This window comes from Calothrix sp. NIES-3974 (genome assembly GCF_002368395.1).
Classification (GTDB): Bacteria; Cyanobacteriota; Cyanobacteriia; order Cyanobacteriales; family Nostocaceae; genus NIES-3974.
In genome coordinates this window covers 4,746,233-4,772,307 of sequence record NZ_AP018254.1, presented here as the reverse complement: position 1 = coordinate 4,772,307, position 26,075 = coordinate 4,746,233, and the positions used below count along the sequence as shown (strand labels likewise).

At 42.3% G+C, this 26,075-nt stretch carries 21 protein-coding genes and 1 pseudogene; 5 read left to right on the top strand and 17 right to left on the bottom strand.

Annotation, left to right across the window (positions count from 1 at the left end):
* Positions 1-233: 233 nt before the first annotated feature.
* Both CDC37_RS19220 and psaK read right to left on the bottom strand, forming a co-directional pair.
* Entirely contained in the window at positions 234-1,082 is an 849-nt protein-coding gene (locus tag CDC37_RS19220; protein ID WP_096626410.1) for a prohibitin family protein, read from the bottom strand.
* Between the two features lie 314 nt (positions 1,083-1,396).
* Complete coding sequence (psaK, locus tag CDC37_RS19215; protein ID WP_096624205.1) at positions 1,397-1,642, bottom strand: photosystem I reaction center subunit PsaK; 246 nt, start codon at positions 1,640-1,642, stop codon at positions 1,397-1,399.
* A 127-nt stretch (positions 1,643-1,769) separates the two neighbouring features.
* Between psaK and CDC37_RS19210 the strand changes: the two genes are divergently transcribed.
* Positions 1,770-2,444 carry a phosphoribosylanthranilate isomerase gene (locus CDC37_RS19210; protein ID WP_096626408.1) on the top strand — a complete coding sequence of 225 codons (675 nt, stop codon included), beginning with the start codon at positions 1,770-1,772 and terminating at the stop codon, positions 2,442-2,444.
* A gap of 450 nt (positions 2,445-2,894) precedes the next feature.
* Here the strand turns inward: CDC37_RS19210 and folE are convergent, their stop codons facing one another.
* The 5 genes from folE to CDC37_RS19185 form a co-directional block, all read right to left on the bottom strand.
* A complete protein-coding gene (gene folE, locus CDC37_RS19205; RefSeq protein WP_096624203.1) occupies positions 2,895-3,587 on the bottom strand; it encodes a GTP cyclohydrolase I FolE in 693 nt (230 codons plus the stop codon).
* Between the two features lie 255 nt (positions 3,588-3,842).
* A complete protein-coding gene (locus CDC37_RS19200; RefSeq protein ID WP_096624201.1) occupies positions 3,843-4,568 on the bottom strand; it encodes an SDR family oxidoreductase in 726 nt (241 codons plus the stop codon).
* A 447-nt stretch (positions 4,569-5,015) separates the two neighbouring features.
* Positions 5,016-5,996, bottom strand: a complete 981-nt coding sequence (locus CDC37_RS19195; RefSeq protein ID WP_096624199.1) for an acetyl-CoA carboxylase carboxyltransferase subunit alpha — start codon at positions 5,994-5,996, stop codon at positions 5,016-5,018.
* A gap of 343 nt (positions 5,997-6,339) precedes the next feature.
* The gene (locus CDC37_RS19190; protein WP_096624197.1) at positions 6,340-7,359 is read right to left on the bottom strand and encodes a long-chain acyl-[acyl-carrier-protein] reductase; all 1,020 of its coding nucleotides are present in this window, start codon (positions 7,357-7,359) and stop codon (positions 6,340-6,342) included.
* A 229-nt stretch (positions 7,360-7,588) separates the two neighbouring features.
* The gene (locus CDC37_RS19185) at positions 7,589-8,284 is read right to left on the bottom strand and encodes an aldehyde oxygenase (deformylating) (protein ID WP_096624195.1); all 696 of its coding nucleotides are present in this window, start codon (positions 8,282-8,284) and stop codon (positions 7,589-7,591) included.
* 209 nt (positions 8,285-8,493) lie between these two features.
* Between CDC37_RS19185 and CDC37_RS19180 the strand changes: the two genes are divergently transcribed.
* Positions 8,494-9,303 (top strand): carbohydrate ABC transporter permease, encoded by an 810-nt coding sequence (locus tag CDC37_RS19180; protein WP_096624193.1) that lies wholly within the window; start codon positions 8,494-8,496, stop codon positions 9,301-9,303.
* Positions 9,304-9,522: 219 nt separating this feature from the next.
* On the opposite strand, the gene CDC37_RS19175 is transcribed toward CDC37_RS19180, so the two are convergent.
* The 6 genes from CDC37_RS19175 to CDC37_RS19145 form a co-directional block, all read right to left on the bottom strand.
* Entirely contained in the window at positions 9,523-9,885 is a 363-nt protein-coding gene (locus tag CDC37_RS19175) for a hypothetical protein (protein WP_096624191.1), read from the bottom strand.
* 60 nt (positions 9,886-9,945) lie between these two features.
* Entirely contained in the window at positions 9,946-10,152 is a 207-nt protein-coding gene (locus tag CDC37_RS19170) for a hypothetical protein (protein WP_096624189.1), read from the bottom strand.
* Positions 10,153-10,421: 269 nt separating this feature from the next.
* Positions 10,422-11,021, bottom strand: a complete 600-nt coding sequence (locus CDC37_RS19165) for a superoxide dismutase (protein WP_096624186.1) — start codon at positions 11,019-11,021, stop codon at positions 10,422-10,424.
* Between the two features lie 554 nt (positions 11,022-11,575).
* On the bottom strand, positions 11,576-11,992 hold the full coding sequence (locus CDC37_RS19155; protein WP_096624182.1) for a hypothetical protein: 417 nt from the start codon (positions 11,990-11,992) through the stop codon (positions 11,576-11,578).
* 320 nt (positions 11,993-12,312) lie between these two features.
* Positions 12,313-13,485, bottom strand: coding sequence for a molybdopterin-synthase adenylyltransferase MoeB (gene moeB / locus CDC37_RS19150; protein WP_096624179.1), 1,173 nt, complete (start codon positions 13,483-13,485; stop codon positions 12,313-12,315).
* A gap of 283 nt (positions 13,486-13,768) precedes the next feature.
* A complete protein-coding gene (locus CDC37_RS19145) occupies positions 13,769-16,345 on the bottom strand; it encodes a GAF domain-containing protein (protein WP_096624177.1) in 2,577 nt (858 codons plus the stop codon).
* A 455-nt stretch (positions 16,346-16,800) separates the two neighbouring features.
* Between CDC37_RS19145 and CDC37_RS19140 the strand changes: the two are divergent.
* A pseudogene (locus tag CDC37_RS19140) lies at positions 16,801-17,469 on the top strand (RNA-guided endonuclease InsQ/TnpB family protein); the annotation flags it as partial.
* 303 nt (positions 17,470-17,772) lie between these two features.
* Here CDC37_RS19140 and CDC37_RS19135 read toward each other — a convergent pair.
* From CDC37_RS19135 to CDC37_RS19120, 4 genes are all read right to left on the bottom strand, one after another.
* Positions 17,773-19,983 carry a transketolase gene (locus tag CDC37_RS19135; RefSeq protein WP_096624175.1) on the bottom strand — a complete coding sequence of 737 codons (2,211 nt, stop codon included), beginning with the start codon at positions 19,981-19,983 and terminating at the stop codon, positions 17,773-17,775.
* A gap of 232 nt (positions 19,984-20,215) precedes the next feature.
* A complete protein-coding gene (locus tag CDC37_RS19130) occupies positions 20,216-20,959 on the bottom strand; it encodes a response regulator transcription factor (protein ID WP_096624173.1) in 744 nt (247 codons plus the stop codon).
* Positions 20,960-21,877: 918 nt separating this feature from the next.
* Positions 21,878-22,306: a DUF2294 domain-containing protein gene (locus CDC37_RS19125; RefSeq protein ID WP_096624171.1), complete on the bottom strand. Its 429-nt coding sequence runs from the start codon at positions 22,304-22,306 to the stop codon at positions 21,878-21,880.
* Positions 22,307-22,973: 667 nt separating this feature from the next.
* Positions 22,974-23,429 carry a Spy/CpxP family protein refolding chaperone gene (locus tag CDC37_RS19120; RefSeq protein WP_096624169.1) on the bottom strand — a complete coding sequence of 152 codons (456 nt, stop codon included), beginning with the start codon at positions 23,427-23,429 and terminating at the stop codon, positions 22,974-22,976.
* 524 nt (positions 23,430-23,953) lie between these two features.
* On the opposite strand from CDC37_RS19120, the gene CDC37_RS19115 reads away from it, so the two are divergent.
* Positions 23,954-25,174, top strand: coding sequence for a sensor histidine kinase (locus CDC37_RS19115; protein WP_096624167.1), 1,221 nt, complete (start codon positions 23,954-23,956; stop codon positions 25,172-25,174).
* Positions 25,171-25,842, top strand: coding sequence for a response regulator transcription factor (locus tag CDC37_RS19110; protein WP_096624165.1), 672 nt, complete (start codon positions 25,171-25,173; stop codon positions 25,840-25,842). The genes CDC37_RS19115 and CDC37_RS19110 overlap by 4 nt, the downstream gene beginning before the upstream one ends.
* Positions 25,843-26,075: the final 233 nt, after the last annotated feature.

Genomic DNA, 26,075 nt, shown 5'->3' with positions numbered 1-26,075 from the left:
GCTTTACATCTAGTCTACTCTCCTATATCTAATTCCTCGCCTTTACAGATTAGAATAAAAATCAGGGAAAAATTACCAAACAAGATACAGAATTGATACTGTGAAACCTCTAATAGATAAAAATCCTGGGTGTTGCTGAATTTGGGTATGGATTATAATTATTTACGTTTTACATTTTGTATTCAAACCAAAATCATTGTAGAGACGTAGCATCGCTAGGTCTCTACCAACCCCTAATTACGATTTCGCTCCGATAAATCCTGTGGATTAATATTAATCATCGGTAAAGAACCACCACCAGTCATCACCGTCGGAAAACGTCCATCCCACTTTTCAATAGCTTGCTTCCGTAATAATTCCGGTGTTAACGTTTCCCTTTGTAGCCTTTGTGCTTCCGCTTGTCCCTTAGCTCGGTTTACCTCCGCTTGAGCTTCCTGAGTAGCTTTTTGAGCAATAAACTCGGCTTGTTTTGCTTCCTGTTCAGCAATTTGTTTTGATTCAATCGCCTTACTAAATTCCGGCGAAAAGGCAAAATCTACAAGGGAAACATCATCAATAATCACATTGTAAGCAGCTAATCTTGTCTTCAAAGCTGTATCAATTTCTTGCTTTAATTCAGTGCGTTTGGTGATAATTTCCTCCGCAGTTTTCTTCGCAGTTGCAGCTTTTAATACTTCCGAAACAGCCGGAGTCATAATTCCCCGAACAATTTGATTTTCATCTCCTATCTGTTGATAAATCTGGTTCGCCTTTGTCGGTTCAATGTGCCAATTAATCGCTAATTCAGTACTAATTTTTTGTAAGTCTTTCGAGGCTGCATCTGCCTTAAAACTATTTTGCTGAACTCGAACATTCAGGGTTTTTACAGAAGTGACAATTGGTAAAATTGGATGAATACCTTCTCCTAAAATTCTGTCCTCAACCTTCCCAAAACGCATGACCACTCCCCTTTCACCCGCGTTCACAATTGTAAAAGGGCGAAGAAAAATTAGTAATAGTAAAAAGATGAACCCACCCACAGGGAAAATACCTATCCACCGCAGATTCCCAGCATGTCTACCGATGCCATTAGTGTATTGCATATTATTATCTATCAATCCTCGTTTTTTTTTTAAACGGGTGCTAAGTCCCATAATATGCAGAGATTGTGTAAATAAACTTTAAACTTTATGTGTAGTCGTAAACAAAATCAATCCCCAACTCATGGGTAAAGTCGGGGATTGGTGAAAATCGGGAAATTTGGGGAAGATACTGGTAAGCTAAAATACATTTTCATCGTCCAATTATTTTATCAGGTTGTTAACTGTTAACTGCTAACAGTCAACAACCTTATACAACACCTGGTTTTAAATTCATCATTGAGGTAAATGCACCATCCAGTTCAAATTAAATCAAATCAAAACCGACCGAGATTTGCCAATCCTAAAATCACACCCACACCAACAATATGACCCAAACACATTGCTGCAACAAAAGCAGGTATACTCATCGGTAGTAGGGGAAATTTTGGCCCAACCATTGGTCTATTAATTTGAAGTGTCACAACTAAAGTCAGAATGCAGCAAATACCAATCACAATCGCCACACCTGGGTTCCATTCTAGAGTAGTAGGAACAGATGCAGTCATCAACAGGGTTTTCATGGGGTTATTTGACTCCTCAAAATTTTTGCTTAAACCACAAAGATTATAGAATTTTCCACAGAAAAACCCGAATTTAATCAGAAAAATAGAATTTACTGTGACAATGATGACAAAATCGCCAATTCCCCTGCAAATAAAAATTTGCGGAATCACTAAACCCGATCAGGGTGTAGTTATTAGTAAACTAGGTGCAACAGCTTTAGGATTTATTTGTGTTCCTAGCTCTCCTCGCTATATCTCACCCTCAGTAATTGGCTCGATTGTTGAACAAATTCCCACCAATGTAGAGAAAATTGGTGTTTTTGCGAATACAGATATTGCCACAATTTACACAGCAGTTCAAACTGGAAAGCTGACGGGTGTACAATTACATGGGGATGAATCACCGGAATTCTGTCAGCAACTTGCAAGTAAATTCATAGATATCAAAGCAAATATCAAAATTATTAAAGCTTTACGCATTCGCAGTGCTGCTGATTTACAACTAACTACTCAATATCAAAATTATGTGGATACTTTTCTATTAGATGCATACCATCCCCAGCAATTAGGAGGAACGGGAAAAATATTAGATTGGGAACTTTTAGCCGATTTTCAACCTGGTCGTCCCTGGTGGTTAGCTGGGGGAATCAACCCTGATAATGTGGTTGAAGCAATTAAAATCACCCATGCAGATGGGATTGATTTATCCAGTGGGGTGGAAATTTCACCGGGAAATAAGGATTTAGAAAAAGTCAAGCAGTTGTTTGTGCGATTGCAATCAGTTGGGGGAGTAGGGAGTAGAAAGCATTTTGGATTTTAGATTTTGGATTAATTGCAACACGGGGAACCCGCGCAATGTAGTGGTTCCCCAACCTTCCTGAGAGGATGTTTGTCAAGTGTCAATAAATACTTTATCAACCACTTCTTGAAGACGGTCAATACCCGGATTTCTCACAAACCCCTAAAAGCTTCAGGGAATAGGGAGTGGGGAGAGACGCAATATATCGCGTCTGTACGGGAGTAGCAGGAAAAACAACCCATGACCAACCCTTATCACTCACTCGTGAGAAATACAGGAATAGGCTCAAACGGTATATTTTTCGTTATGAACTACCGATTCCCTTCTCCCTGCTCCAAAAAGCGAGCTTGTTAAGTATTAAAATCGACTTTTAAAACATCCTCTGAATAAATACAATCAAAACCCAACTGCTGACCTGAATTTTTGATCAGTCATCCGTCAACTGTCAACAATCATCAACCCGTCAGGTGATTACATAAACGCAGGTTGGTGACGGATCAAGTTAAAGAACTCTTCGCGGGTTTTTTGTTCTTCTTGGAAGACACCTAGCATCGCGCTGGTGACAGTCCAGGAACCGGGTTTTTGAACACCGCGCATGGCCATACACATGTGAATTCCTTCCATGACAACCGCTACCCCTTGGGGTTCGAGGATTTCTTGGATTGCTTCGGCTACTTGTCTGGTTAAGCGTTCTTGGACTTGTAAGCGTCGGGAATACATTTCCACAATGCGAGCGAGTTTACTCAATCCGACGACTTTTTGGTTGGGAATATAAGCAACGTGAGCTTTACCCATGAAGGGTAACATGTGGTGTTCGCAAAGACTAAAGAAATCTATGTCGCGAACTAGTACCATCTCGTTGTGTCCCTCGTCAAAAATTGCTCCGTTGACGAGTTGTTCGAGGGATTGACTGTAACCACTGGTGAGGAAGCGCATTGCTTCGGCTACCCGTTTGGGGGTTTTTAATAAACCTTCCCGTTCGGGGTCTTCTCCAACACCTATTAATATATTTCTGACCGCATCCTGCATTTTTTCCATCATTTCTGGTGATGGGGGATGGAATTCTGCATCTCGACCGTTATTTTTGTTGCGGTCGGGACGAATTGCTTCTTCTAAATCGGTGATAAGTGGTGATTTGGAGCCGTTGGAACGCGCAATAGTCATAGTGAATGTTTATTGAGGATTTACTGCTGAAATTGATGGAAAAACCGAGTTTGGGCGTAATGCTTGTCTGGGGTTTAGTAAATGGTCGCGGTTAATAGAAATCTGGAATTCATCCTTTATTTTTGACCAAATTGAAATCCAAAAACTGGTTCGTGGTGATGAAGTTCATACTGATTGTTTATGGATTGGATATGATAAATTTGGGCAAATTTGGGCGAATTTAGGATTTTTGCTGGGCAAAATCAAGTTTGTTGTCTAGAGAACTCCGGCACTGGGCATAATTGTTAACTCATCAATGACTGCTAATGGTGGTAAGAGGGCTGCATAGAGGATTGATTCGGCTACAACTTCTGGAGTTAACATACGAGTACGGTCAAAATTGGCTTCAACTGTGTCCGTGTCCCAAATTTCCGTGTTGACTGCACCTGGACAGATGGCGGTGACGCGGATTCCGTGGGGTCTTTCTTCTTGGGCTAATGTTTGGGAAAATGCCATTAGTCCGGCTTTGCTGACGCAGTATGCCCCCCAGTTGGCAAATGCTTGCTTACCCGCGATGGAGGAGACATTAATGATGGTTCCCCGACCGCGATCGCGCATTCCTGGTAATATTGCTAGGGTCGTCTGAAATACGCTAGTTAGGTTCAAATCGATCACCCGTTGCCAATCCTTGAGGGGTGTATCTCGTAACATCCCGGTGTATCCAATTCCGGCATTATTGACGAGAATATCAATCTCTCCAAAGTCTGCTAATACCTCGCTGATTTTGGCTGGTATTTGCGTAACTTCACTTAAATCAAGTGTATAGGATTTTGCTTCCACTCCCACATGCCTAGCGGCATCAGCGACGGGTTCTAACTTGTCAAGAGAACGGCTGATTAGGGCTACATCTACACCTGCTTTCGCAAAGGCAAGAACTGTAGCTTTACCAATTCCACTACTGGCTCCGGTAATCAAAGCACGTTGTTTTTTTTGACCACTCATTACGTGATTAATCCTTCAGTAATTTTGGTGCAGTTGTTCACAGTGCAATAGCTGCAAAGGTCAACAGCAAAAATACATGCAACCCATGGGGATGATGACAGGGGAAATTTAACCGATGTCAATTCATCTGACATCAAAATTGCCATCGATGACTAGAGTCAATGATTTAAATTGGCATTTAAGCTCACGTTTGTAATATTGGCCTAATGTTGTAGGCATTGGTTCATGAGGCAAAATTCGTTGTTGTTGCTGATTGTGTACCGAAGATAACCGGACTCCACGATTTTGAGGGGTACTGTATATCTTTACCCTTCCCACATTGGTCTTGCAGGTAGTATCAGTTTGCCCATAATACAAATGCCTATGAAACATTAGTCGATTGTTAAAAATCTTTAAGTTCATAGGCAATTATAACATTTTGATTTCCCGAAAGCATCAAATCCCGATTTAGGCGCTAATTTCCGTGAAAGCGCCAATTTTGCGGAATTTTTCGTAGCGTAGGTTACGTCGTTCCTGGGGAGTTAATTGTTGGAGTTCTTCAATATTTTCCAGCAAAGCCTGTTTGAGGGTGGCAGCAGACTTGAGGGGGTCGGAGTGAGCGCCACCGATGGGTTCGGGTAAAATTTGGTCGATGATACCCAATTTTTTCAAATCGTGGGAGACCATTTTCAGCGCGATCGCAGCTTGGGGGGCTTTACTGGCATCTTTCCACAAAATTGCCGCACAGGCTTCTGGAGGTGCAACGGAATAAACTGAATGTTCAAACATTAACAGGCGATCGCCAACACCGATTCCCAAGGCTCCACCGGAACCACCTTCACCAATCACTGTACAAATAATTGGCACATCAAAGCTAAACATTTCGCGCAAATTATAGGCGATCGCTTCCCCTTGTCCCTGGTGTTCAGCTTCCACACCAGCCCAAGCGGCAGGTGTATCGATAAATGTTAAAATAGGCATTCCGAAGCGATTGGCATGTTCCATCAGCCGCAAAGCTTTGCGATAGCCACTGGGGTAAGCCATCCCAAAATTGCGGGCGATATTATCTTTGGTATCCCGTCCCTTCTGCTGTCCTAACATGACGACGGGTTGACCACCTACACGACCAACACCAGCAACCATCGCCGGGTCATCATGACCACCGCGATCGCCGTGTAACTCAAACCATTCATCACTGATGGATTGAATGTAATCTAAAGTACTAGGACGACGCGGGTGTCGGGCTACCTGCAATCGCTGGGATGGTGTTAAACTGCTAAAAATTTCCTCACGTAGTTGCATCGCCCTGGCTTCTAGTTGCCGAATTTGACCAGAAACATCGACGTTATTTTCATCTGCAAGTTGCCGAATTTGCTCAATGCGCGCGGTCAGTTCTGCTAATGGCTTTTCAAAGTCTAACAGTAATGGTTTTCGCTCGGTAGTTGCCATATTTTGTGATTCTTGATATGGAATTGGGTGGGGAGGATGGTAAATCAAAAAGGGAAGATTTAGTTATGACTGAGCATCTAAATAGGGAGTAGGGAGTAGGGAATAGGTAAGGGAACAGTCATCGTTTTGCCGCGTACACACGTTCTCTAGTAGAGATGGCTGTACCGACATGGGAGACTAGCATGGAGAGAATAATCACTTAGATTGACATCCTCCACGCTCCTTGAGAAGCGTGAATTCTAGGGTCGGGTTGAAGAATGCTCTCGTTAATTTCGCCTTGTCAACTAGACAAGAACCCGCCTAGTTAGATTACTCCCCAAAAACCAAAAGTGGTCTGCAAAGACTAAATTAACAACGGTCGAAATCCATGTTTAACAGATAAACGACCTATATATTCCATCTTTTCTACAGTAATCTGATTTCGTCCCCAGGAAAAGTTAGTATACAACTTCTCGAACTCCAAAAGCATGGATTCTGCAAAACATGCAAACAATTGACGAGCGGGAACGTTCATATTGACAATATGCATGATTTTCCAGTCTATATCCAAGGAATGTTCCACAATTCCACCATTGAGAACATGTAATCCTGGATGCTGGATTTTGGTGGCCAGGTTTTTCGGATATCCCCCGTCAATTAGTAAACAAGGCTGCTTGAGTCTACTCGGATCAATTTCCACACCCTTGGGCATACTCGCCACCCAAACGATAATATCAGCTTCCGGTAAGGCAGATTCTAAATCCATAATCTTACCCCGTCCTAATTCCGCTTGCAGTTCGGTCAGACGTTCTTGATTACGGGCAATCAACAGTAAATCTTTGACATCGGTACAAGCATCTAACCAACGGCAAACAGCACTACCAATATCCCCCGTCGCTCCGCAAATCGCAACCGTTGCATCAGCCAAATTAATACCAACTTGGGCTGATGCTTGTTCCACCTGGCGACAAATTATATAGGCGGTATGGGTATTCCCCGTGGTAAATTTTTCAAATTCCAGTTGAATATTCCGCACTTGGGGAAATTGTTCGAGTTTAAAATTCTCAAAAATAATTGACGAAAAACCACCCAGGGCCGTAATGTCAATGCCATGTTTTTGAGCATGGGCCATGGCGTTGAGGATTTTGCGAGTTGCGGCCTTAATTCGTCGGGTCGCCAGCATTTCTGGCAAAAAGCATGATTCTACGTATCGCCCTTCAATGGTTTGTCCGGTAATACTAGTAACTTTGATATTGTCAACGATTTGCGGTGGGGCACTACACCAAAAGTCTAACCCTTGGTCGGCGTATTCAGGGTATCCCAAATCGCGTGCTACACTTTGCGCGTGTTCTAAACTTGTCAGATGTCCGATTAAACCAAACATGAACGATGTGGATAGGCCTATTATTGATTATGGATGGGAGAATTGCGATCAGCCAGAGGCTTTATACTTCGCGTATCCCGTTTGTATATGTGATGATTTTAGTTGAAAAACAGAACGGGAATTTTTGACTTCGTAATTCAGTAAACAGTCATCAGTTTGAGATTTACCTGACCACTGTTTACTTGCAATTAACTACTGCTTCCCTGCCAAGATGGACTCGGTGAGGAAATTACGCAGCTCGCAGTCCGTAGGCGGAAAGGCGCATAATTTCACGGGTATTGAAGCCGATATTACTCAATGCTTCTCCATATTGAATCATAAAGTCTTCTACTAATGCGTCTTTTTCCATTGCTAAAATACTGGCATCGGCAGCAACTTGATTCAGCATACTCCAGACCAAGGGTAAATTTTCGGCGTTAGCAGTTTCTAATTCCGCCTTCGACTCTTCAAAGTGTTCCTTGAGCCAAACTTCGCCAAAGTTCAAATGCATGTATTCATCTTTAACAACCCCTTCAGTAATTTTACGGGCAAAATCATCAGCAACGGGGATATAAATGTTGTAAGCTGCGATCGCAAAACATTCAATAATTAATGATTGAATCAGCAAACAGGTGACGACTTTCCCGGATGCAGCAGCTGTTTGGAAGTTTTGATGTAAACCGTGGAAGAACTCTTTGGCAAATTCCATGTCGGGAGTCACTTGCAGATTCCGTCCACAAGCTTCAAATCCCTTTTGATGTCGCTTTTCCATTTTCGACAAACGAACCAATTCTTCCGCACTTTCGGGTAACATCTCGGCTAACCGGATGTAATTGTCATGAGCTTCTTGTTCACCTTCAATCACAATTGCATTAATGCGACTGTACGCATCTTTATAAGTTTCGCTGTGATAATCAAGTTGAGTTTGGGTTGCAACTTGCTGCATGGTTTTGTTTTCTCCTGATAAATTTAGTAGCTTTTAATGTCAACAATTGATTTAATTTATAAATGCAGGGCAGCCAACACCCGCATTCTCAATGTGCATTGTGCCGATAGTGATTTACAATCAACTTGAGGCACAATTGTTCCGATGGTTTTTTTGACACTATGTTTTAATTTAACTTAACAAGCGACCATGTTATAAATAAGCTCCCCATGCCAAAATTGCTCCAATCTCTTTTAATCCTAGTTTTACTACTGTTTGCAGGGTTAATTTTACTACCATTAGTGATTGTGGTGATGACTTCTTTTTCACCAACCCTGACAAATCCAGGGACAATTGCGCATCAGCAGTGGACACTGGCAAATTATCGGGAGGCTTGGGAGCGGGGAAAATTTTTACTTGCTTTTGCCAATTCTACTTTCGTGGCGATCGCTGTCACCGGACTACAAATTGTTACTTCTGCCTTGGCTGGTTATGCCTTGGCAAGAATGCAATTTCGCGGACGACAGGCTTTACTATTAATTGTGTTAGCCACCCTAGTGATTCCTTTCCAGCTACTGGTTATCCCCATTTTTTTGGTATTGAGATGGGGTAATTTAATTAACACCTATGGAGCCTTGATTTTACCGACAGCCGTCAACGGTTTTGGCATTTTCCTCCTGCGACAATTTTTCCAAACCATTCCCGTTGAACTAGAGGAAGCCGCAGCCCTCGATGGAGCAAATCGTCTGCAAATTCTCTGGCAGATAATGTTACCTTTAGCACGTCCAGCTTTGGTGACATTATTTTTATTTACCTTTATCGGTGAGTGGAATGATGTTTTTAAACCGCTAGTGTTTACCACTCGACCCGAACTACGCACCGTTCAATTAGCCTTGGCTGAATTCCAAGAACAGTTTACCAGTAATTGGCCATTGATGATGGCAGCCGTAACAATTGCCACTGTTCCCGTGGTGATTTTGTTTTTAATTGGACAACGACAGTTTATTCGCGGTATTGCAGCAACGGGGATTAAAAATTAAACCTCGTCCATAAATCAAAAACTGGAGTTTTCGTCATTGCGACAAGAGGTAGACGCGCAGCAACTTCTTGCAGAGTAGCAATCTCATAATCGCAACTAAGAACAACAATTCTCAAGCTGGACAGGGTTTAAAATCTATTTTGATGGGTCGGGTTAGGTAGGGGAAGCAGGGGAAGAAAATATTTTTTTCATGGATTCTGGTGTCAGCAGTACAAGTCGGCTACTCCCTGGAAAAATGTAATTTCAGACGAACAAACTTTTTGGACAGTTGATAAAAGCCGATAGCAAACATCAAAAAACCGCAAGAGCTAATAAATCCAGTCACAGTTACAAATAAAGCATATTGAGCAGGAGGAAAAACTCTGACGAGAAATACATGGGCGATCGCAGAGGTGGCAACATTGGAAAAAAATAGTAAAATGCTACCGACTAACAAGCAAAAACGAGTGAAATTACTCAGGTGTTGAAAAACAGCGATCGCACCTAAAACCAAGAGGGATTTTACAGTCAAGTTTAGGGCTGTGGAAATATAGGCAGCAGTTATTAATTCAGATTCGCTGGGAAAATTAGATAGAGATTCCATACATAACTAAAACATATTTGACTAACCTTTGTTTTAGCCTGTTAATGGAACATCAGCAACTTAAAATACTTCCTTTTCTCGACCTTTCCACCATTCCCCCAATTTCATTAAATCACCGTGGATATCCTCCAACTCCTGTACATACTCCTGATGAGAAATGCGATCGCGTCTTTCCTGTAATTTCTTTAACCGCAATTGCACTAACAACCAAGGTTTAGAAATACCGTCAGTGTGTTCAATGTATTTGGCAATATCTTCACTATTCATACATGTATATCAAGCTAATTTTTTCCAGTCTGTAATACTTTCCACGTTCATGAAATCTTCCTTGAGACGGCTAACCCTTAAATCACTTGTCAACCGTCAAAAAATAAAAGGAAACCATATCACCATGCAAAGCATAATTAGAAAGACGTAGCTATGCTACGCCTCCGATGTAGGTAGAACGTAAATGTAACAGTAATACTTAGCTATTTTCTGTTAAAGCATAGCCCAGTATAAATACTGACTACGAACTACTCCCTCACCAAAATCCACTACGCAGCGAGATTTTGAGCCACGAAGTCCCAGTTAACCAACTTATCCAAGAAGTTTTGAATAAAGGCAGGACGAGCATTTCTGAAGTCAATGTAATAAGCATGTTCCCAAACATCAAGGGTCAACAGTGCTTTTTTCCCATGTACGAGCGGGTTTTCCGCATTAGGGGTTTTCATGACTTTCAGAGTACCACCATCGTCTACCAACCAAGCCCAACCACTACCAAATTGGGTAGCTGCGGCGTTGGCAAATTCTTCCTTAAACTTATCAAAACTACCAAAATCTTTGTCAATTCTTGCAGCTAAATCTCCAGAAGGCTTACCACCACCACCGGGTTTCAAGCAATTCCAGAAAAAGGAGTGGTTCCAAACCTGTGCAGCATTATTGAAAATACCAGTTTTGGCAGAATCTTGAAAAGAAATTTGAATTACCTCTTCCAGCGACTTATCCGCTAGGTCTGTCCCATCGGTCAGCTTGTTGAGGTTGTCTACATATGCTTTATGGTGCTTACCGTAGTGATACTCAAACGTTTCGGCTTTCATACCGTAAGGTTCGAGTGCATCCATTGCGAAGGGTAAAGCAGGCTGTGTAAATGCCATGTTCTTAAGTCCTCTCTTGACCGGTTTTCTAATTACAGCTGTATGAATACAACTGACGAACTCACATACCAAGTCCACAACACCTTACGTCTATTAGCTTTTGGTTCCGTCACAGAGAATAATCAACAGTCAGACACTTTTGAATCAACTTCTGAACCTTTCCAAAGCACCAACAGTTGTAAAGGTGTACTGGAATTGGTGATAAAACTTAACAATTTGATTTTACAAGCAAATGTAGCGAAATACAGGAGTCAAGAGGCAGATGTAGCAAAAAAAATTTCTATATCCCCGTGGTGAGTAATCTATCGACAGAAGATAAAGATACCTGGAAGAATACCTTTCCCCTGTCACTAGTCTACAAAACAAACCAGAAATATATCAGCGCGCAAAGTAAGTAGGTAGGTGTAATTAAACATAAAACACAATGTAACCAATGATTCGGCGTAGAGACGCGATATATCGCGTCTCTCCCTGTACAGAAAACCCGACGGGTCGTCTGTACTCCCTAATCTGAACAACAATTTTCGCCACCCACCGACTTATAACCAACATGCTTAATCAAAAACATACTTCTCCGCTACTTTCCAATAACGAGAGAACCTTTTCAAATCGATAAAACCATCGTAATCAAAAAATGGTTCAACCTCAAACACTTCCAGTTCCCAAGACTTTTCCAATTGTCCACAAATCTCTTCAAAACGAGGACTAGGACTATTGACCGTCACAATTTTATCGGCATTATTTTCCTGAGCAAAGGTAATTAGCTCTTGGACAACATCACCGCGACGGATAACAACAGGTAATTCCAGCAAGCATTCGTAAATGAACAAAATTCGCTTGAAACTAATTTTCCATTCCGCCAGTAAATTTTGATCCCAAACCCAAATTGTGGGGGTATCAGGATATTCCACTAATGCAGGATTCTGGGGACTTAAGCAGTCACCATGTACCCAAATAATTGATTGAGACATAAGTCATAAACTAGGGTCTGCGGAAAAAGTCTTTGAGTAAGGGGGGAGCAGGAAGTAGCCTATATGTACTGCTTATACCATTTTACTTTGGAGTTCATACCTGACGGGGAGCTTTCGGGAGCAGGGGGAGTAGGGGAAGCAAATTTAAGTTGTGAAAAATAGCGTGCCGTTGACGGTTAACTGGTGACTGTCAACCCTTAACAACCCTAAATGTAAGATTTCAAAAATCCCCCTCGGACTGCTGTAGTTCATTTCCATTCCCCACTCCCGATTCCCTATTCCCCACTCCCTCCAAGCTTGAGGGATTGGAGAACACAGGATTAATAGGTGGGGACGGTGGGGTCTACTTCTTGACTCCAAGCATTAATTCCACCCTTCACATTGATACCTTCAATTCCAGCAGCCTTGAGGATACCTAAGGCCTTGGCAGAACGTCCACCCATTTTACAATGGGCAATTAAACGATTACCATTAACTAACTCGCGGACTTTTTCCACACCGTGTCCGGCTTCGATATCCCCTAAAGGAACCAAAACCGCACCGGGTATTCTGGCAATTTCATACTCGTGGGGATTACGTACATCAATTAAGACATAATCCTTGGCATCACTATCCAGTAGCTGTTTGAGTTCAGTGACGGTCATTTCCGGAATATCCATCTGCTGTTTTGCCTCCTGTGCTTTAGCTTGGGGTATACCGCAAAACTGTTCGTAATCTATGAGTTTTTCAATGACGGGACGTTCCGGGTTAGGACGTAGTTTTAATTCCCGGAATTTCATTTCTAGGGCATTATACAGTAACAATCGTCCACTTAAAGTGGTTTTGCTGCCAAGAATAATTTTAATCGTTTCTGTTGCTTGAATACTGCCAATAATGCCGCACAGTACCCCTAGGACACCGCCTTCCGCACAGGATGGAACCATTCCTGGTGGTGGTGGTTCTGGATACAAATCGCGGTAATTGGGGCCATCTTGGTAATTAAAGACCGTTGCTTGTCCTTCAAACCGGAAAATAGAACCGTAGACGTTGGGTTTGCCCAGCAATACACAAGCATCATTAGTTAAATAGCGGGTGGGAAAGTTATCCGTACCATCAACAATCACATCGTAAGGTTCCATGATGGAGAGGGCATTTTCTGAACTAATCCGGGTTTCATACAAATCAACTTGACAAAAGGGATTGATTTCTAAAATCCGGTGTTTAGCTGAGGCAATTTTCGGTTTACCCACCCAGGAAGTACCGTGAATTATTTGGCGTTGCAGGTTGGAACTATCAACTACATCAAAATCGACAATACCGATACGTCCGATACCCGCAGCCGCAAGATACAGTAACAAAGGAGAACCGAGTCCACCCGTACCAATACATAATACGCTGGCAGCTTTTAAACGTTTTTGCCCTTCTAGCCCGACTTCTGGCAAAATTAGATGTCGGGAGTAACGTTCGTAATCGTCTTTTGTGAGTTGGACTTCATCCAGATTAGGATTTAACATAGCAGTCTGATGAGGAAGCGCAGACTCTCTATTGTACCGAATATGGGGTTACTATTTGCATCGGTAAATAATTTTGGATTTTGGATTATCCTTCGAGTACGCGCGGTGTTGTCGAAGACTAGTACTTCACCACATACATAATTTCTGAGGGGTTGGTAGTAGTAGCTCTAGTCAGGAAAAGCTCTAGCATGAAGGCGCTATACCCGCAGGGTTGTTGTAGACTAGCGCAGCTACGTACCTTTTTCCTTACCCATCCAAAGTTAGTGTGGTGGAATACTATTTCCTACTTCTCCTTGAATGTCCACACACCATCGTCCCAGTCGGCTTCGGTGGGGGGAGTTTGTAACCAGTGCTGACAACGAGCTAGGTGCATGAGAGCGCCTTTATCGTTGGGGTCGATGGCGATTACTTTGGTGAATTCGTTTTGAGCTAGGGTAAATTGACGCTGGATGTAGTATTCCCGTCCTTTGTGGTAGTGTTCGATGGCGGAAAGTTTGGCGGGACTGATATTGTCGGTGCGTAAACCTACTAACTCGTAAATAGCCACTGGTTCGTTGCGTCCTTTGACACGAATGAAATCAAGCTCTCGGGCCCAGATGTGATTTTGACAAGGATTATATGTATTATCACTGATGACAATATCACAACCATAGTGTTTTGTAACGCTTTCCAGTCGGGAACCCAGGTTTACACCGTCGCCAATGGCAGTAAATTCCATTCGCTTGCTGGAGCCGATATTACCACTGATCACGGTATCTGAGTTAATCCCAATACCGATATCAATGCGGGGTTTACCATCATGGTGACGACGGTGGTTAAATTCACGCAGACGTTGACGCATTTCCAGGGAGGTTTGGACAGCCATCCAAGCGTGTTCTTCTAGGGGAAGGGGGGAACCAAATACGGCCATAATCGCATCGCCGATGTATTTATCTAGGGTTCCTTTGTGGGTGAAAACAGCTTCCACCATTGATTCAAAATATTCGTTGAGCATACTGACCACTTCCTCCGCTTCCAGGTTTTCTGTGAGGGTGGTATAGCCGCGAATATCGGAAAAGAGAATAGATACCTCTTTGCGATCGCCTCCTAATTTGGCATCATCGAGTTTGAGTAGTTCTTCTGCCAATTCTTGGGTCATGTAGCGGTACATGGTACTTTTGAGGCGTTTTTCATCGCTGATATCTTCCATGACGATCAAAGCACCGCGTACCTGTTGCTGGTCACTTGCATCGGCGATCGCATTGATGGAAAGATTGACGCTATGCTGTTCCTGGTTAGCTGTAATCAGGGTGCGGTCGGGATAATACTGTTGGCTATTGTTGGCATTTTCCGTTTGCAGAGCATGGTCGCACCATTTGCGAAAATCCCCTTCTTTGATATTAATAATATCGTGGATTTTACGCCCTTCTAAACGCTCTGACAAGCCAAGTAAACGTTGAGCGCTTTCATTGGCAGCAACCACCCGTCCATTTTTATCGGTGGAAATCACTCCGTTCGATAAACTACGGAGGATATCACGCTGCATCTGCTCCTGCTGTTTTACGGTATCAAACAATTGAGCATTTTGCAAAGCTACACCCGCTTGAATATTAAAGGCTTCCATAAACCCTTCATCGTTACGGTCAAAGCTTGCTTGGAAACATTCGGGTGCTTTTGGCCAATCGGCTGGATTATAGGGGGGGTGTTCTCCGCTTTTTTTCTTATTAACTAGTTGGGTGACACCTATTAACTGCCGATCCGCATTGAATACCGGCATACACAATAAACTACAGGTGCGATAGCCGTTTTGCTGATCCATTTGTTTGGCGGTGTCGGAGTCGGGATGGTCGTATAAATCACAAGGAATATTCAGGGTTTTCCCGGTTAAAGCTACTTGACCAACAAATCCTTTCCCCAAGGGAACCCGTAACTCCCGCATGGTTCCATCGGGTTGACGAATTTTCGTCCACAGTTCCTGAGCTTCCCGATCGATTAACCACAGGGTACTACGGTCAGCGCTCATCAATTCCTTGGCTTCATCCATCACCCGTTTGAGGGTATCTTCTAAATCGAGGCTACTTTGACTGAGGGATTCAATCGCCTTCATCAGTGCCGCCGCAGCCCGTTGTTTCTGGGTAGCTACGTAAAAGGAACGGGAAGATTCTAAAATTAAGCGGATGGAAAGGGCAAATTCTTGAAATAATTGTTCATCTGTACTCGTAAAACCACCTAAATCAATTCTGTCAGCAAGGGGGATTGAGGGGTCACAATGGGGTTTGAGTTTATTGAGTAATTGCACCACCGCCACTAATTTCCCTTGTTCGTTGAGTAAAGGCAAAGCCAACATGGTATAAGTGCGGTATCCGGTGCGCTTTTCCTGTTCCTTGGCAAAAATCGAGCGCGGGTCATTATAAAAATCATAGGGTATATTCACAACTTCCCGGTGAATTGCTACCTCCCCCGCAATCCCCTTATCCGCAGGAATACGGATTTCCAGCGAGCGATCGCCTTCGGATGCTGCTACTATTGACCACAGTTCCTGTTTTTCTTCATCCAATAAAAAAATTGTCGTTCGGTCTGCTCCCAATAACTCCCCTGTTTTCAGGGTAATCGAATGCAACATCTCCTGGAGGATTGTCTCAAAACCCTGCGAATCCAACATCGATAGGGTTTGATTCACAATCAATAGTTTTTGTTCAACTTCCCGCACCACCTGTTTAAAGGTATCTTGGGTAAGAGGAGCCAAAAAAGTAGATATTGTTCCCTGATTTTTTGCGAGAGTCCCGACAGGTGCAGTTTGTGGCTGCAAGTCGCGGTATTCAGATTCTCTCCCAATAATTAAATCGGTGGTCTGTCCGCAACTAAGTTGTTCGAGTGCCATAGTTTAATGTTTTGATATCGAATTCGATTTAAGAGATGTTTAACAACGCCATTAGTTTTATACGTATGCTTTCATGTAGCAACGAGGACTTTAATTATCCACAGTTTAATGCCTGAAATTGCTAGCGTCATCATTACCTATGCGGTATTTCACCCTCTTTATCGAATTTACACATCTACGTGTATACCGTATTTTATGAAGGAATTGGGAACAGTAAAGGATGGAGGATACAGAATACAGGAGACAGAATACAATACCTGAAAAAAATAGGACAGATAAATTTTGTCGAATTTTGTAGGAGACGTAGCATTGCTACGTCTCCTATTCTAGATGTGTTGCCAACTTTTTTAAGTTGGTATAAGTATTGGTATAAGTAGTAGATAGTAATATCGTTTACGCTAATGCTTGCTACATATCAGGGGCTGTAACCGTTGATTATTCTAGTTTCATTTGCGGAACGCAAAGAACAGCATCAGCACAATGGTAAACAAGTAGGAATTGATGTAGGACTTGAATTTTTCTACACTGATTCTGATGGCAAGACAGTTGAAAATCCCAGATTTTTGCGTAAGTCTGAGAAGTCTTTGAAACGCAAACAACGCAAAGTTTCTAGATGTAAAAAAGGCTCTTCTAATCGCCGCAAAGCTGTTAAAAAGTTGGCGAAAAAGCATCTCAAGGTAAGTAGACAGAGGAAAGATTTTGCTGTGAAGACAGCAAGAACTCTAGTCCAGTCAAACGACTTGGTAGTTTATGAGGACTTGCAGGTGCGAAACATGGTTAAGAACCATCATTTAGCTAAATCTATCAGTGACGCATCATGGTCACTGTTTACTGATTGGGTAGACTACTATGGCAAAGTTTTTGATACTTGGGTGATAGCAGTTGCACCTCACTACACATCGCAAGATTGTTCTGTTTGTGGGACACGAGTTCAGAAATCTTTGTCCACTCGTACCCACAAATGTCATTGTTGTGGTGCAGTGATGCACCGTGACTATAACGCGGCGACTATGATTTTGAACAAAGGATTAAAAAGTACTGTGGGGCGCACAGAATCTAAAGCTTGTGGACAGAACGACCTCTGCTTAAGTGGGGAGACTCCTTTAAGTAAGTCGGCTGAATGAAACAAGAATCCCACGGCTTTAAGTCGTGGGAGCGTCAATTAACTTGTATGAATCTGGTATGAATAGTGTAAAGCCCCAAAAAGAAACACTCGGACTTAATGAGCGAATGTTTGAATGTGTTAATCGTGGTTTTTTGACATCCTCACCGCACTTGTAGGGTGGTGTCTACTCGACCAAATAAGTTCTGAAGGGGTTTGTAATCTTGACTTTAGTCGCGAAAAAGCTTGAATATGCAGCGCTGTGAGCGCTACTATGTGCTTTTTCCCACTCCCTATTCCCGACTCCCCACTCCCTCAGAAAAAGCTAACCCACTAAATCCGCACTGCGCTTCACTAAAGCCTCCGCAGTCAAACCATTAAATGCCATCAGTTCCCCTGCACTGGCGGTAGTTTCTCCCCTTTTCCAAGCAAAAGTATCCCGTTGACAGGTACTTCTGAGCATAATTGGTTCTAACATGGCTGCTGCACCACCCGTCACCCCAATTAAGGCATCACCAGTAAATAGGGTGGCAAATTTACCATCATCAATAAAACCACCGTCAGCCTCTGCACAGGTATCCCAAGCAACATCGTGGGGACGATACAAACGCCGGGGATTGATCACAGCGACAATTCGACTACCGATACCTTGAGCTTGTAATTGTTGAGCAGCTGCATATACTGGTATCAAGGTCATATCACCAATCACCGCAAAAACCACTGTTTTATCTCCTGACAGTTCTTGCAGTACCACCGCACCATTTTCTAATCCCTCTTGAGTTTGGGCAAAAGTAGTTCTAATGGGTAGGGGGGATTTACTCGCAGTAATCACAATCCCCTTATTTTTCGTTGTTAAAGCCCAGTCATAGCAAACTTGGATACTATTTGCATCACAGGGAAACAGGGGAAAAATATTCCCGTTACGCATCATCGCTGCAAAGTAGGCCTCTATTTCTGGACGTTGGTGAGTCCAACCATTGCGTCCCTGTTCTAAAGCCCCGGCTGTATATAAGGTAACTGTTGATGGGGTAGGACGACGTAATTCCGCCATTGCTTGGGTAACGGTTTGCCAAATTGGTAAACCATTCACAGCAAAGGATTCATAGGAACACCATAAACTTCTTCCCCCCATTAGGGCTATCCCTGCTGCTAATCCCGCACAAGCATCTTCACTTAGAGGTTCATACACCTGACCTCCGGGTACCTGATTATACAAATCGTCGGCGACTGGGTGGTTAATCTTCAATGCCTGGTTAATATTACCAATACCCGATGCTTCGTTGCCATCGGCGTTGGTGACAATAAAGTTTTTGTCTTGTTGTCCAACTACTCCCACCAACTTACCCATTGCAGTAGTAGCCACTTTTGCTTCTCCACCAACTGGATATTCTTCTAAGGGTAGGGAACCAATCTCAGCCAAGGGTAAAATAAATTCGGTAACGACGGTTTTTGCTGCTGGACCACCTCCAGCTTTCTCTACATTCTCCCGCACCAATTGCCATGCAGCAGGAGGTAGAGCGCGAGCTTTTAATGCCTCAACGATGTGGGGTGCGTCGAGGGTATCCTTGGGATAGAGGTTGTGGGATTTCGCTCCCCGTGCGTGTACACCTGCACCCTTGAGTTGCTTAATGATAAATACGGTCAGTTTTCCCGATAAAGCTGATTTTGCAGCCTTATCCACCCCTGCTAACACTGCTTGGGTAAACTCCATCCGTTTTGCCCAGGAAAACGCCGTACTATCGACATAATCACCCGGTTGGTTCTGGTCGTCAAAATCCTTAGCATCCACCAATACAACTTCGACAAAGCCATTCCCTTGCCAATAGGTAATCATCTCAGCGTTGGTTTTGGTGGAAACCATGCTGTGGTGTTCTTGACTGAAACCGTTCCACACCAACACAGGTAGGAAATTAGTGACTTGGGGATAGGCTGTATGGAAATGGGCCATTCCGCTCATAATGTAGGGTTCACCTAAACCCCCGTCACCGACGGTAAACGGAAATAATTGATCCCGATGGAGTAAAGCTGCGGCCATGGCAAAATGTTGTCCCTGTCCCAAGGGACCAGCAGGTGCAAGAATTCCCGGAATATAACCTGAAAGATGTCCTAGTAAACCGTGTCTCTCACGAAAGCGATCGCGCAATTGTTGTACTGTTGTAATCCCCATGTCTTCTAGGGAACGATCTAAAAACATGGCACTGTAAAAACCAGGCGCATGATGCCCAACTTCGGTAATAATATTCTTGTATCCCAGCATGACTAGGGCTGCATAGGCTTCCGCTTGACTAGCAAACCCACCAGGGTGTCCTGATGCTTTCGCTCCTGTAATTTGTAAGGTAAGGTAGCGTAGGGCATCTGCATAGAGGATAGTCTGGTACACTGCTGTATCGTCATTGGGGTTAACCGCAGTTTCTCCAGCCCTAATGGCGCTACTTTGACCGTACTTGGCAAATTCTGGTAGAGATTCCCCAAAATATTGAATTCCTTCACAAAACTGGGGATGGGTGGATGTCGCTTTTGGGGTTGTTGCTGTCATGCTAGTACCTAAATAGCTGTGGGGAGAATTCAGATTTGATTGGTTGGGGAAAATTTCCCACCCTGATCAATTTGTTAAATACTGTTTAAATTTAACAAAGATTTTACAACCTTCTGCCCACCGCTATTGATTGAGATTTCAGAACCTACACATAAATAACAACAAGCACTCGTGCAAAAGCCTACACGAGCGCCAATTTGGCGTGTATTGTGGAGCGAGAAACACCCGAAAACTATTCGACACCCAATGCAGTTGCATTATCTCCTGATACTGGAGTACTAGGAAGTTCTAAACAATAACCAGCACCGTAAACGGTTTTGATATAACGAGGATGACGGGGGTCTGGTTCCAACTTGGTGCGTAGGTGACGAATATGGACGCGAATGGTTTCGATATCATCGTCAGGGTCGTATCCCCAAACTTCCCGGAGAATCTCGCTGGGAGAAACGGTTTGTCCGTGACGTTGCAGCAGACAATGAAGCAGTTCAAATTCTAGATGGGTTAGTTTCACGGTTTCGCCAAACCAAATTGCTTCAAACCGTTCCGGTACCAGGGTTAATGAACCGTAGTTGAGGATTTCGCTGTGTTTAGCAGCTTGGGGAATGCGGTCGGTACGTCGTAACAATGCTCGAACACGAGCAAGCATTTCTTCCACCTCAAAGGGTTTGGTCAGATAATCATCCGCACCAGCATTAAACCCTTCCACCTTATCCTGGGTTTGACTTAAGGCTGTCAGCATTAAAACTGGGATTTCGGCGGTGCGTTCATCCCTTCGTAATCTCTGACAGACTGTAAATCCGTCTACACGGGGTAGCATTAAGTCCAGCATGATTAAATCAGGCTGCAATTGTAATGCTAACGCCTGTCCCTTAATCCCGTCTTCGGCTTGACTGACATCGTAACCAGCCATTTCCAAGTTGACGGCAACAAGTTCCGAAATCGCGGGGTCGTCATCAATTACAAGAATCCTTGGCATTATAAATGCTTTTCACGTATTTTTTTAACAATAAATTAAGAATCTTTGAGTGGAGCAAAGATTGCTGTATTGATTATAAAAAAGTTTTTAAATATTACTTAAAGATTAAGATGAAATAATTGTAAAACTACATATTTTTCTGAAAAACTTCTTTGTGGTAGAGGATGCGGCTGGTGATAGCTGGGTTTTTGCCGTCCGCTATACATCAATCAATATTTGTACAAACACTACATTGGCATGTGGGACAAAGCTTTCTGTATTTATTTTTGTCCAGAGCTTAATCTAGAGCCTTGGGGAAAAAGTCTGATGGGGGTTGGAAACAGGGAACCCGAGGAAAATGAACCTATTGCTCAACAACCTCAACTGAAGTTATCTACATCCACTGGGAACCTGTAATGTCAGTTAATGTCTGTTTCCTAATCGATAGGATTAGACTGTTCAGATATTTCTATCCTAAAGTTAACCTAGGGTTAAGGGATGTGTACACACGTTAATGATAAAAGCAAACTAATTTTATAAAAATTAACCTGATACCATTTCACTGAAATTTTGATACATTTTCTTCCCCCGCTCCCCGTCAGGAGTCAACTCCAAAGTAAAACGGTACACCAGAGTAGGAAGCGCTATACGTAAGAGTTAGGCATTGGTAAAAAGTCAAAGTAAAAGGTAAAGTTTTCAATGCTTATAGCTAGAGATGTTTAATCAGATTCTCGCGATACTCCATATAAAGGTGTTGATCAAAGCCTGGAACCAAGTATTTACGCTTATACATTATGTATAATTATCGCTACCTGTGTTGTTAGCAAATTATACAAAAAAACTAATTTGGAAAAATAATGGGATAAATAGGAAGATAAAACCCTGATATCAAAAGGGTATTCAGAATAAAATCCAAAATCTAAAATCCAATTTCGGGTATTAGCTGGCTTTTTCCTTTCCTGAACTAGGCTTATTGGATTTAGCCTTTGTCGTAGAAGAGTTTTGACGGAATGAAGGAGCTTCTGAAAGTACGGCAATAATACCAGTTCGCGTTGTTTCTAAGGTTGCGTCAGAGAAAAGATCAATTACATTGATACCAATCATGTTTTCGATTAATTGCTTGAGGGGTTCTTGAATTGCCTCATCAAGTTTAGAACGAACTTCTTCAGCTAATTCGTTTTCTCCCTCTTTAATTAAAACTTGTTCTGCCAAAGTAATAGAATCATCAAGAATTATAATTAACTTATTGTCGCAAATTTGACAGCTAACCTTATCAGGGGTATGTCCTAACTGTTGGATATAAAAACGGATAACATCTTGAGAAATATTGCGCTCTAGTTCACCACGGGTTAGGGTTAACTTTTTCACTGGGTCTAACTCCTTGATCCAATCTGAAAATTAGATTTTAAGCATGTAAAAGTAGGTGATAGTGTTAATTAACAATTATCTGATATGAAGTGATCCAATTCCATTTTTGGTTGAAAGTACCATTCGGATATATATTTCCTATCTCAAGATAGATATTGAGGATATGGAATTCCAGTTTGATTTGTGTCAGCTATTCCTGCATCCTGTTTTGATATAACTTGCTGAACTAGCTGTTGATTACAATTGGAAATTTGGATCGATTGGTTGAGCGAGAATATCGGGAGCAATGTAGCGCAAGTCTGGTTGATATTGTTCTGTCAATTGACAATTACCTGGGTGTTAGTCGTTTGTTTATTCCATAATTGACACCGATTCCCAAAATTTTTGCAACACATATTTAACATGAGACTTAGCAATGCTATGTCTCTAAAAAAAATAATCTGTTGCATTCTTTTTTCCAATTGGTATTACAAAAATCGGCAAACCCAGGGCTTGCCGCAGTTGTAAAATAGTCTCAGGAATGTGATGCTGACATGGTTGTGTGTGGTGTGTGAGGAAACCAGGAATGTACTATTCGACCTGTAACCTGCTTGAATGCTAATTTGGTCTAGATAGGCAATAGAACTCTAAAAATCTAACTAGCTAGTTGAGAAGTAAAACTTAAAAATTAACGATTGCGAAATTGTCTACGATTTCCTCTATTTCCTTTCATTTGCGCTAATTGCTGACGTTGCTCTTCGGTGAGTACAGCATTAATTCTTTGTTGTTGCGATTCTTTGATTTGACGCATTTGGGTACGCTGTGCTTCAGTTAGGTTTAACTCACGCCATACACCTCTTTTATTTCCACTTTGTTTTGCTGCTTCCAATTGTTGACGTTGAGCAGGTGTTAAAACATTAGCCATTGCTGCGCGACCTTCTTGCATAATAGCTTGAATTTGAGTACGTTGTGCATCTGTTAAGCCTAAACGTTCAAATTTAGCACCGTAACCAGGTTTACCTTGAGCTTGTGCAGACATGAAGGATGCACGGTTAAAACGCATTTGAGCGCTAGCTGATAGGGGGACGGTGGTCAGAGTGACAGCGATAACACTAGCAATTAGGGGTAATGCTTTAAATTTCATCGGTTTCTACCTTTTAATTTGTGTATGTGCTTGAGTTGGTTTACTTTTCCCATTGGGATGTCCCCATCATAGAAACTGAACATACCAAAAAACATCTAGAAAAAGTCACGACCATCCAATAATTTCCCAAGCAGAAAGTCATGTCATCATCTATGACTAAAGTCATATACCCTGGTAAGTGTAACAATTCTATGATGAGATGAGAATGGAGAATATAGGATACAGGAGTCAGAATTTATTATGATTGATTTTTGGTGTTGCTGGAGAACTGGAGTAATTTGTGTTTTCAAGATAGATGAAATGGTTTCACTATGACAATTTTCAACCTTTTTTTATTTATATAAGCCTGATTTTTGTTGCTTTTAAATACATATTTTTAGATATTTATAATCAATTATTCCTAATTCTGTAGAGATGACCTACCGAGTCGTCTCTACTACCTAGACGACCCACCGGGTCGTTTTTACCTAGACGACCCACCGGGTCGTTTTTACTCCCTGTTTTCAAATTTGAGGAATATAAACGTGAATCGTCCGATTCAATATAAAAATCATCCTTTTCGATTCCTATTGTATTTGGAGTGGATATTACTGGGAATGGCTATTTTTATGACAATGGTACCCCTTCCCCCCCGGAGATATCCAAGTACATCTATGCCGGAATGGGCTGTGTTAAGTTTAATTACTTTTGGACTAATGGGGTTGCGATTACCAACGAATAATACTCCTGTGAAGGTGATTTATACGGGATTACAAATTATTTTGGTGGTAATTACAACTTTTTTTCTGGGGAAAACAGCGAGGTTATTTCCGGTTATTTACCTTGTTTTAGTCACCCGTAGTTGTTTGATTTTTCAGTTAACAGGGCGCTTAATTGTCACAGCGATCGCGTTTAGTTTATTTTTGTTAACTTTGATGCTCCGTTTTTATAGTTCGCCCTTTGCTACTCCGGGAATTAGCCATAAATTCCGGGTTTTTGGGTTTAATTTAGCCACTTTATTTAGTATCACGTTAATATTTATCTTGTTGTTAATGAATGCAGTGTTAGCGGAGCGAAAAAGCCGTGATGAACTTAAGATTGCGAATCAAAAATTAAGGGAATATGCCTTAAGAATTGAAAATCAAGCTACCCTCGAAGAACGTAATCGCATCGCGAGAGAAATCCACGATTCCTTGGGACATTCTCTGACCGCTTTGAATTTACAATTGGAAACAGCAGTAAAATTATGGCAATCCAACCCCCAAAAAGCCCAAGAATTTCTCTCCCGTGCGAAAGAGTTAGGTTCTAAATCCCTGCAAGATGTGCGTCATTCTGTTTCCGCTATGCGATCGCATCCTTGGGAAGGAAAATCTCTCCAGCAATCTATACTCAAATTAATCGAAGATTGTCAACACTCCACAGGTATAAAACCCACCTATCAAATCCACCTGAATCATCCCCTACCTACGGAAGTTAGTAGCGCAGTTTATCGCATCATCCAGGAGTCCATGACTAATATATCTAAATATGCCCATGCTAGTAGGATTGATATATATTTGGTCAGTACACCGAATCAGGTTTTATTACAAGTAGCCGATAATGGTATGGGTTTTGACCCCCAGCAAAAAACGACCGGGTTTGGTTTACAAAGTATGCGCGATCGCAGTCTTGCTTTAGATGGTGAATTTGCGATCGCCACAGCACCTAATCAAGGGTGTCAGATTGAAGTCAAAATCCCTTTGCATTCGGGTGACAGGAAAAAATGATTAAAATTATGCTGGTTGATGACCAAAATTTGATTCGTCAAGGTTTACGAGCTTTACTAGAATTGGAAGCGGATCTGGAAATTGTCGGTGAGGCTGAAAATGGTCGAGAAGCTCTCGATTTAATTCCCCAGTTGCATCCTGATGTCATTTTAATGGATATGCGAATGCCAGTTATGGATGGTGTGCGAGCAACTTTAGAAATCCAAAAAAATTATCCCCAGGTCAAAGTGTTGGTTTTAACAACTTTTGATGATGATGAGTATGTGACAGCGGCCATGCAAAATGGGGCAATGGGCTATCTCCTTAAGGATACACCTTCGGAGGAATTAGCGGTAGCAATTCGGGCTGTACATAAGGGATATACCCAACTCGGACCGGGAATTGTCAAAAAACTACTCACCCAGTACCCTGGTAATCATGTTTGTGACAGTCCCATCCCACCCCCTAGTTTAACAGAACTCACACCCAGGGAAAAAGAAGTATTAAAATTGATTGCCAACGGCGCTAGTAATCGAGAAATAGCCCAGGAGTTGTATATTTCCGAAGGAACAGTCAAAAATTATGTCACCAACATTTTAAATCGACTCAGTTTACGCGATCGCACTCAAGCTGCTATTTTTGCCAATTCCTATCTATCCTATCTTCAGGATGGGGACGCGGAAAAATAACCTATAGAAATCCGGTTGAGTTTTTGAATCTATCTATTGGATCAGGGAATAGGGAGTGGTGAATAGAAACTTTACTGTGGACGCAACAGCGACTTTCTCAAAGGTATTTTATTCAATATCTGTATGGGGTTTGCGGAATAAGTCTTTTAGTAGGGGTAGGGAATGGGGAGTGGGTAGAGGGGACTCGTCGGGTCGTCTGTACTTTTAAACTAATAATTCTACTTTTCAAAAGA

Bases quoted from the DNA above. Each gene is read 5' to 3' on its own strand.
- CDC37_RS19220 (WP_096626410.1), bottom strand. From the start codon at position 1,082: ATGCAATACACTAATGGCATCGGTAGACATGCTGGGAATCTGCGGTGG.
- CDC37_RS19165 (WP_096624186.1), bottom strand. From the start codon at position 11,021: ATGGCATTTACACAGCCTGCTTTACCCTTCGCAATGGATGCACTCGAA.
- folE (WP_096624203.1), bottom strand. From the start codon at position 3,587: ATGACTATTGCGCGTTCCAACGGCTCCAAATCACCACTTATCACCGAT.
- CDC37_RS19180 (WP_096624193.1), top strand. From the start codon at position 8,494: ATGCCAAAATTGCTCCAATCTCTTTTAATCCTAGTTTTACTACTGTTT.
- CDC37_RS19110 (WP_096624165.1), top strand. From the start codon at position 25,171: ATGATTAAAATTATGCTGGTTGATGACCAAAATTTGATTCGTCAAGGT.
- CDC37_RS19130 (WP_096624173.1), bottom strand. From the start codon at position 20,959: ATGCCAAGGATTCTTGTAATTGATGACGACCCCGCGATTTCGGAACTT.
- CDC37_RS19185 (WP_096624195.1), bottom strand. From the start codon at position 8,284: ATGCAGCAAGTTGCAACCCAAACTCAACTTGATTATCACAGCGAAACT.
- CDC37_RS19155 (WP_096624182.1), bottom strand. From the start codon at position 11,992: ATGTCTCAATCAATTATTTGGGTACATGGTGACTGCTTAAGTCCCCAG.
- CDC37_RS19170 (WP_096624189.1), bottom strand. From the start codon at position 10,152: ATGAATAGTGAAGATATTGCCAAATACATTGAACACACTGACGGTATT.
- CDC37_RS19145 (WP_096624177.1), bottom strand. From the start codon at position 16,345: ATGGCACTCGAACAACTTAGTTGCGGACAGACCACCGATTTAATTATT.
- CDC37_RS19200 (WP_096624201.1), bottom strand. From the start codon at position 4,568: ATGAGTGGTCAAAAAAAACAACGTGCTTTGATTACCGGAGCCAGTAGT.
- psaK (WP_096624205.1), bottom strand. From the start codon at position 1,642: ATGAAAACCCTGTTGATGACTGCATCTGTTCCTACTACTCTAGAATGG.
- CDC37_RS19135 (WP_096624175.1), bottom strand. From the start codon at position 19,983: ATGACAGCAACAACCCCAAAAGCGACATCCACCCATCCCCAGTTTTGT.
- CDC37_RS19175 (WP_096624191.1), bottom strand. From the start codon at position 9,885: ATGGAATCTCTATCTAATTTTCCCAGCGAATCTGAATTAATAACTGCT.
- CDC37_RS19120 (WP_096624169.1), bottom strand. From the start codon at position 23,429: ATGAAATTTAAAGCATTACCCCTAATTGCTAGTGTTATCGCTGTCACT.
- CDC37_RS19190 (WP_096624197.1), bottom strand. From the start codon at position 7,359: ATGTTTGGTTTAATCGGACATCTGACAAGTTTAGAACACGCGCAAAGT.
- CDC37_RS19195 (WP_096624199.1), bottom strand. From the start codon at position 5,996: ATGGCAACTACCGAGCGAAAACCATTACTGTTAGACTTTGAAAAGCCA.
- moeB (WP_096624179.1), bottom strand. From the start codon at position 13,485: ATGTTAAATCCTAATCTGGATGAAGTCCAACTCACAAAAGACGATTAC.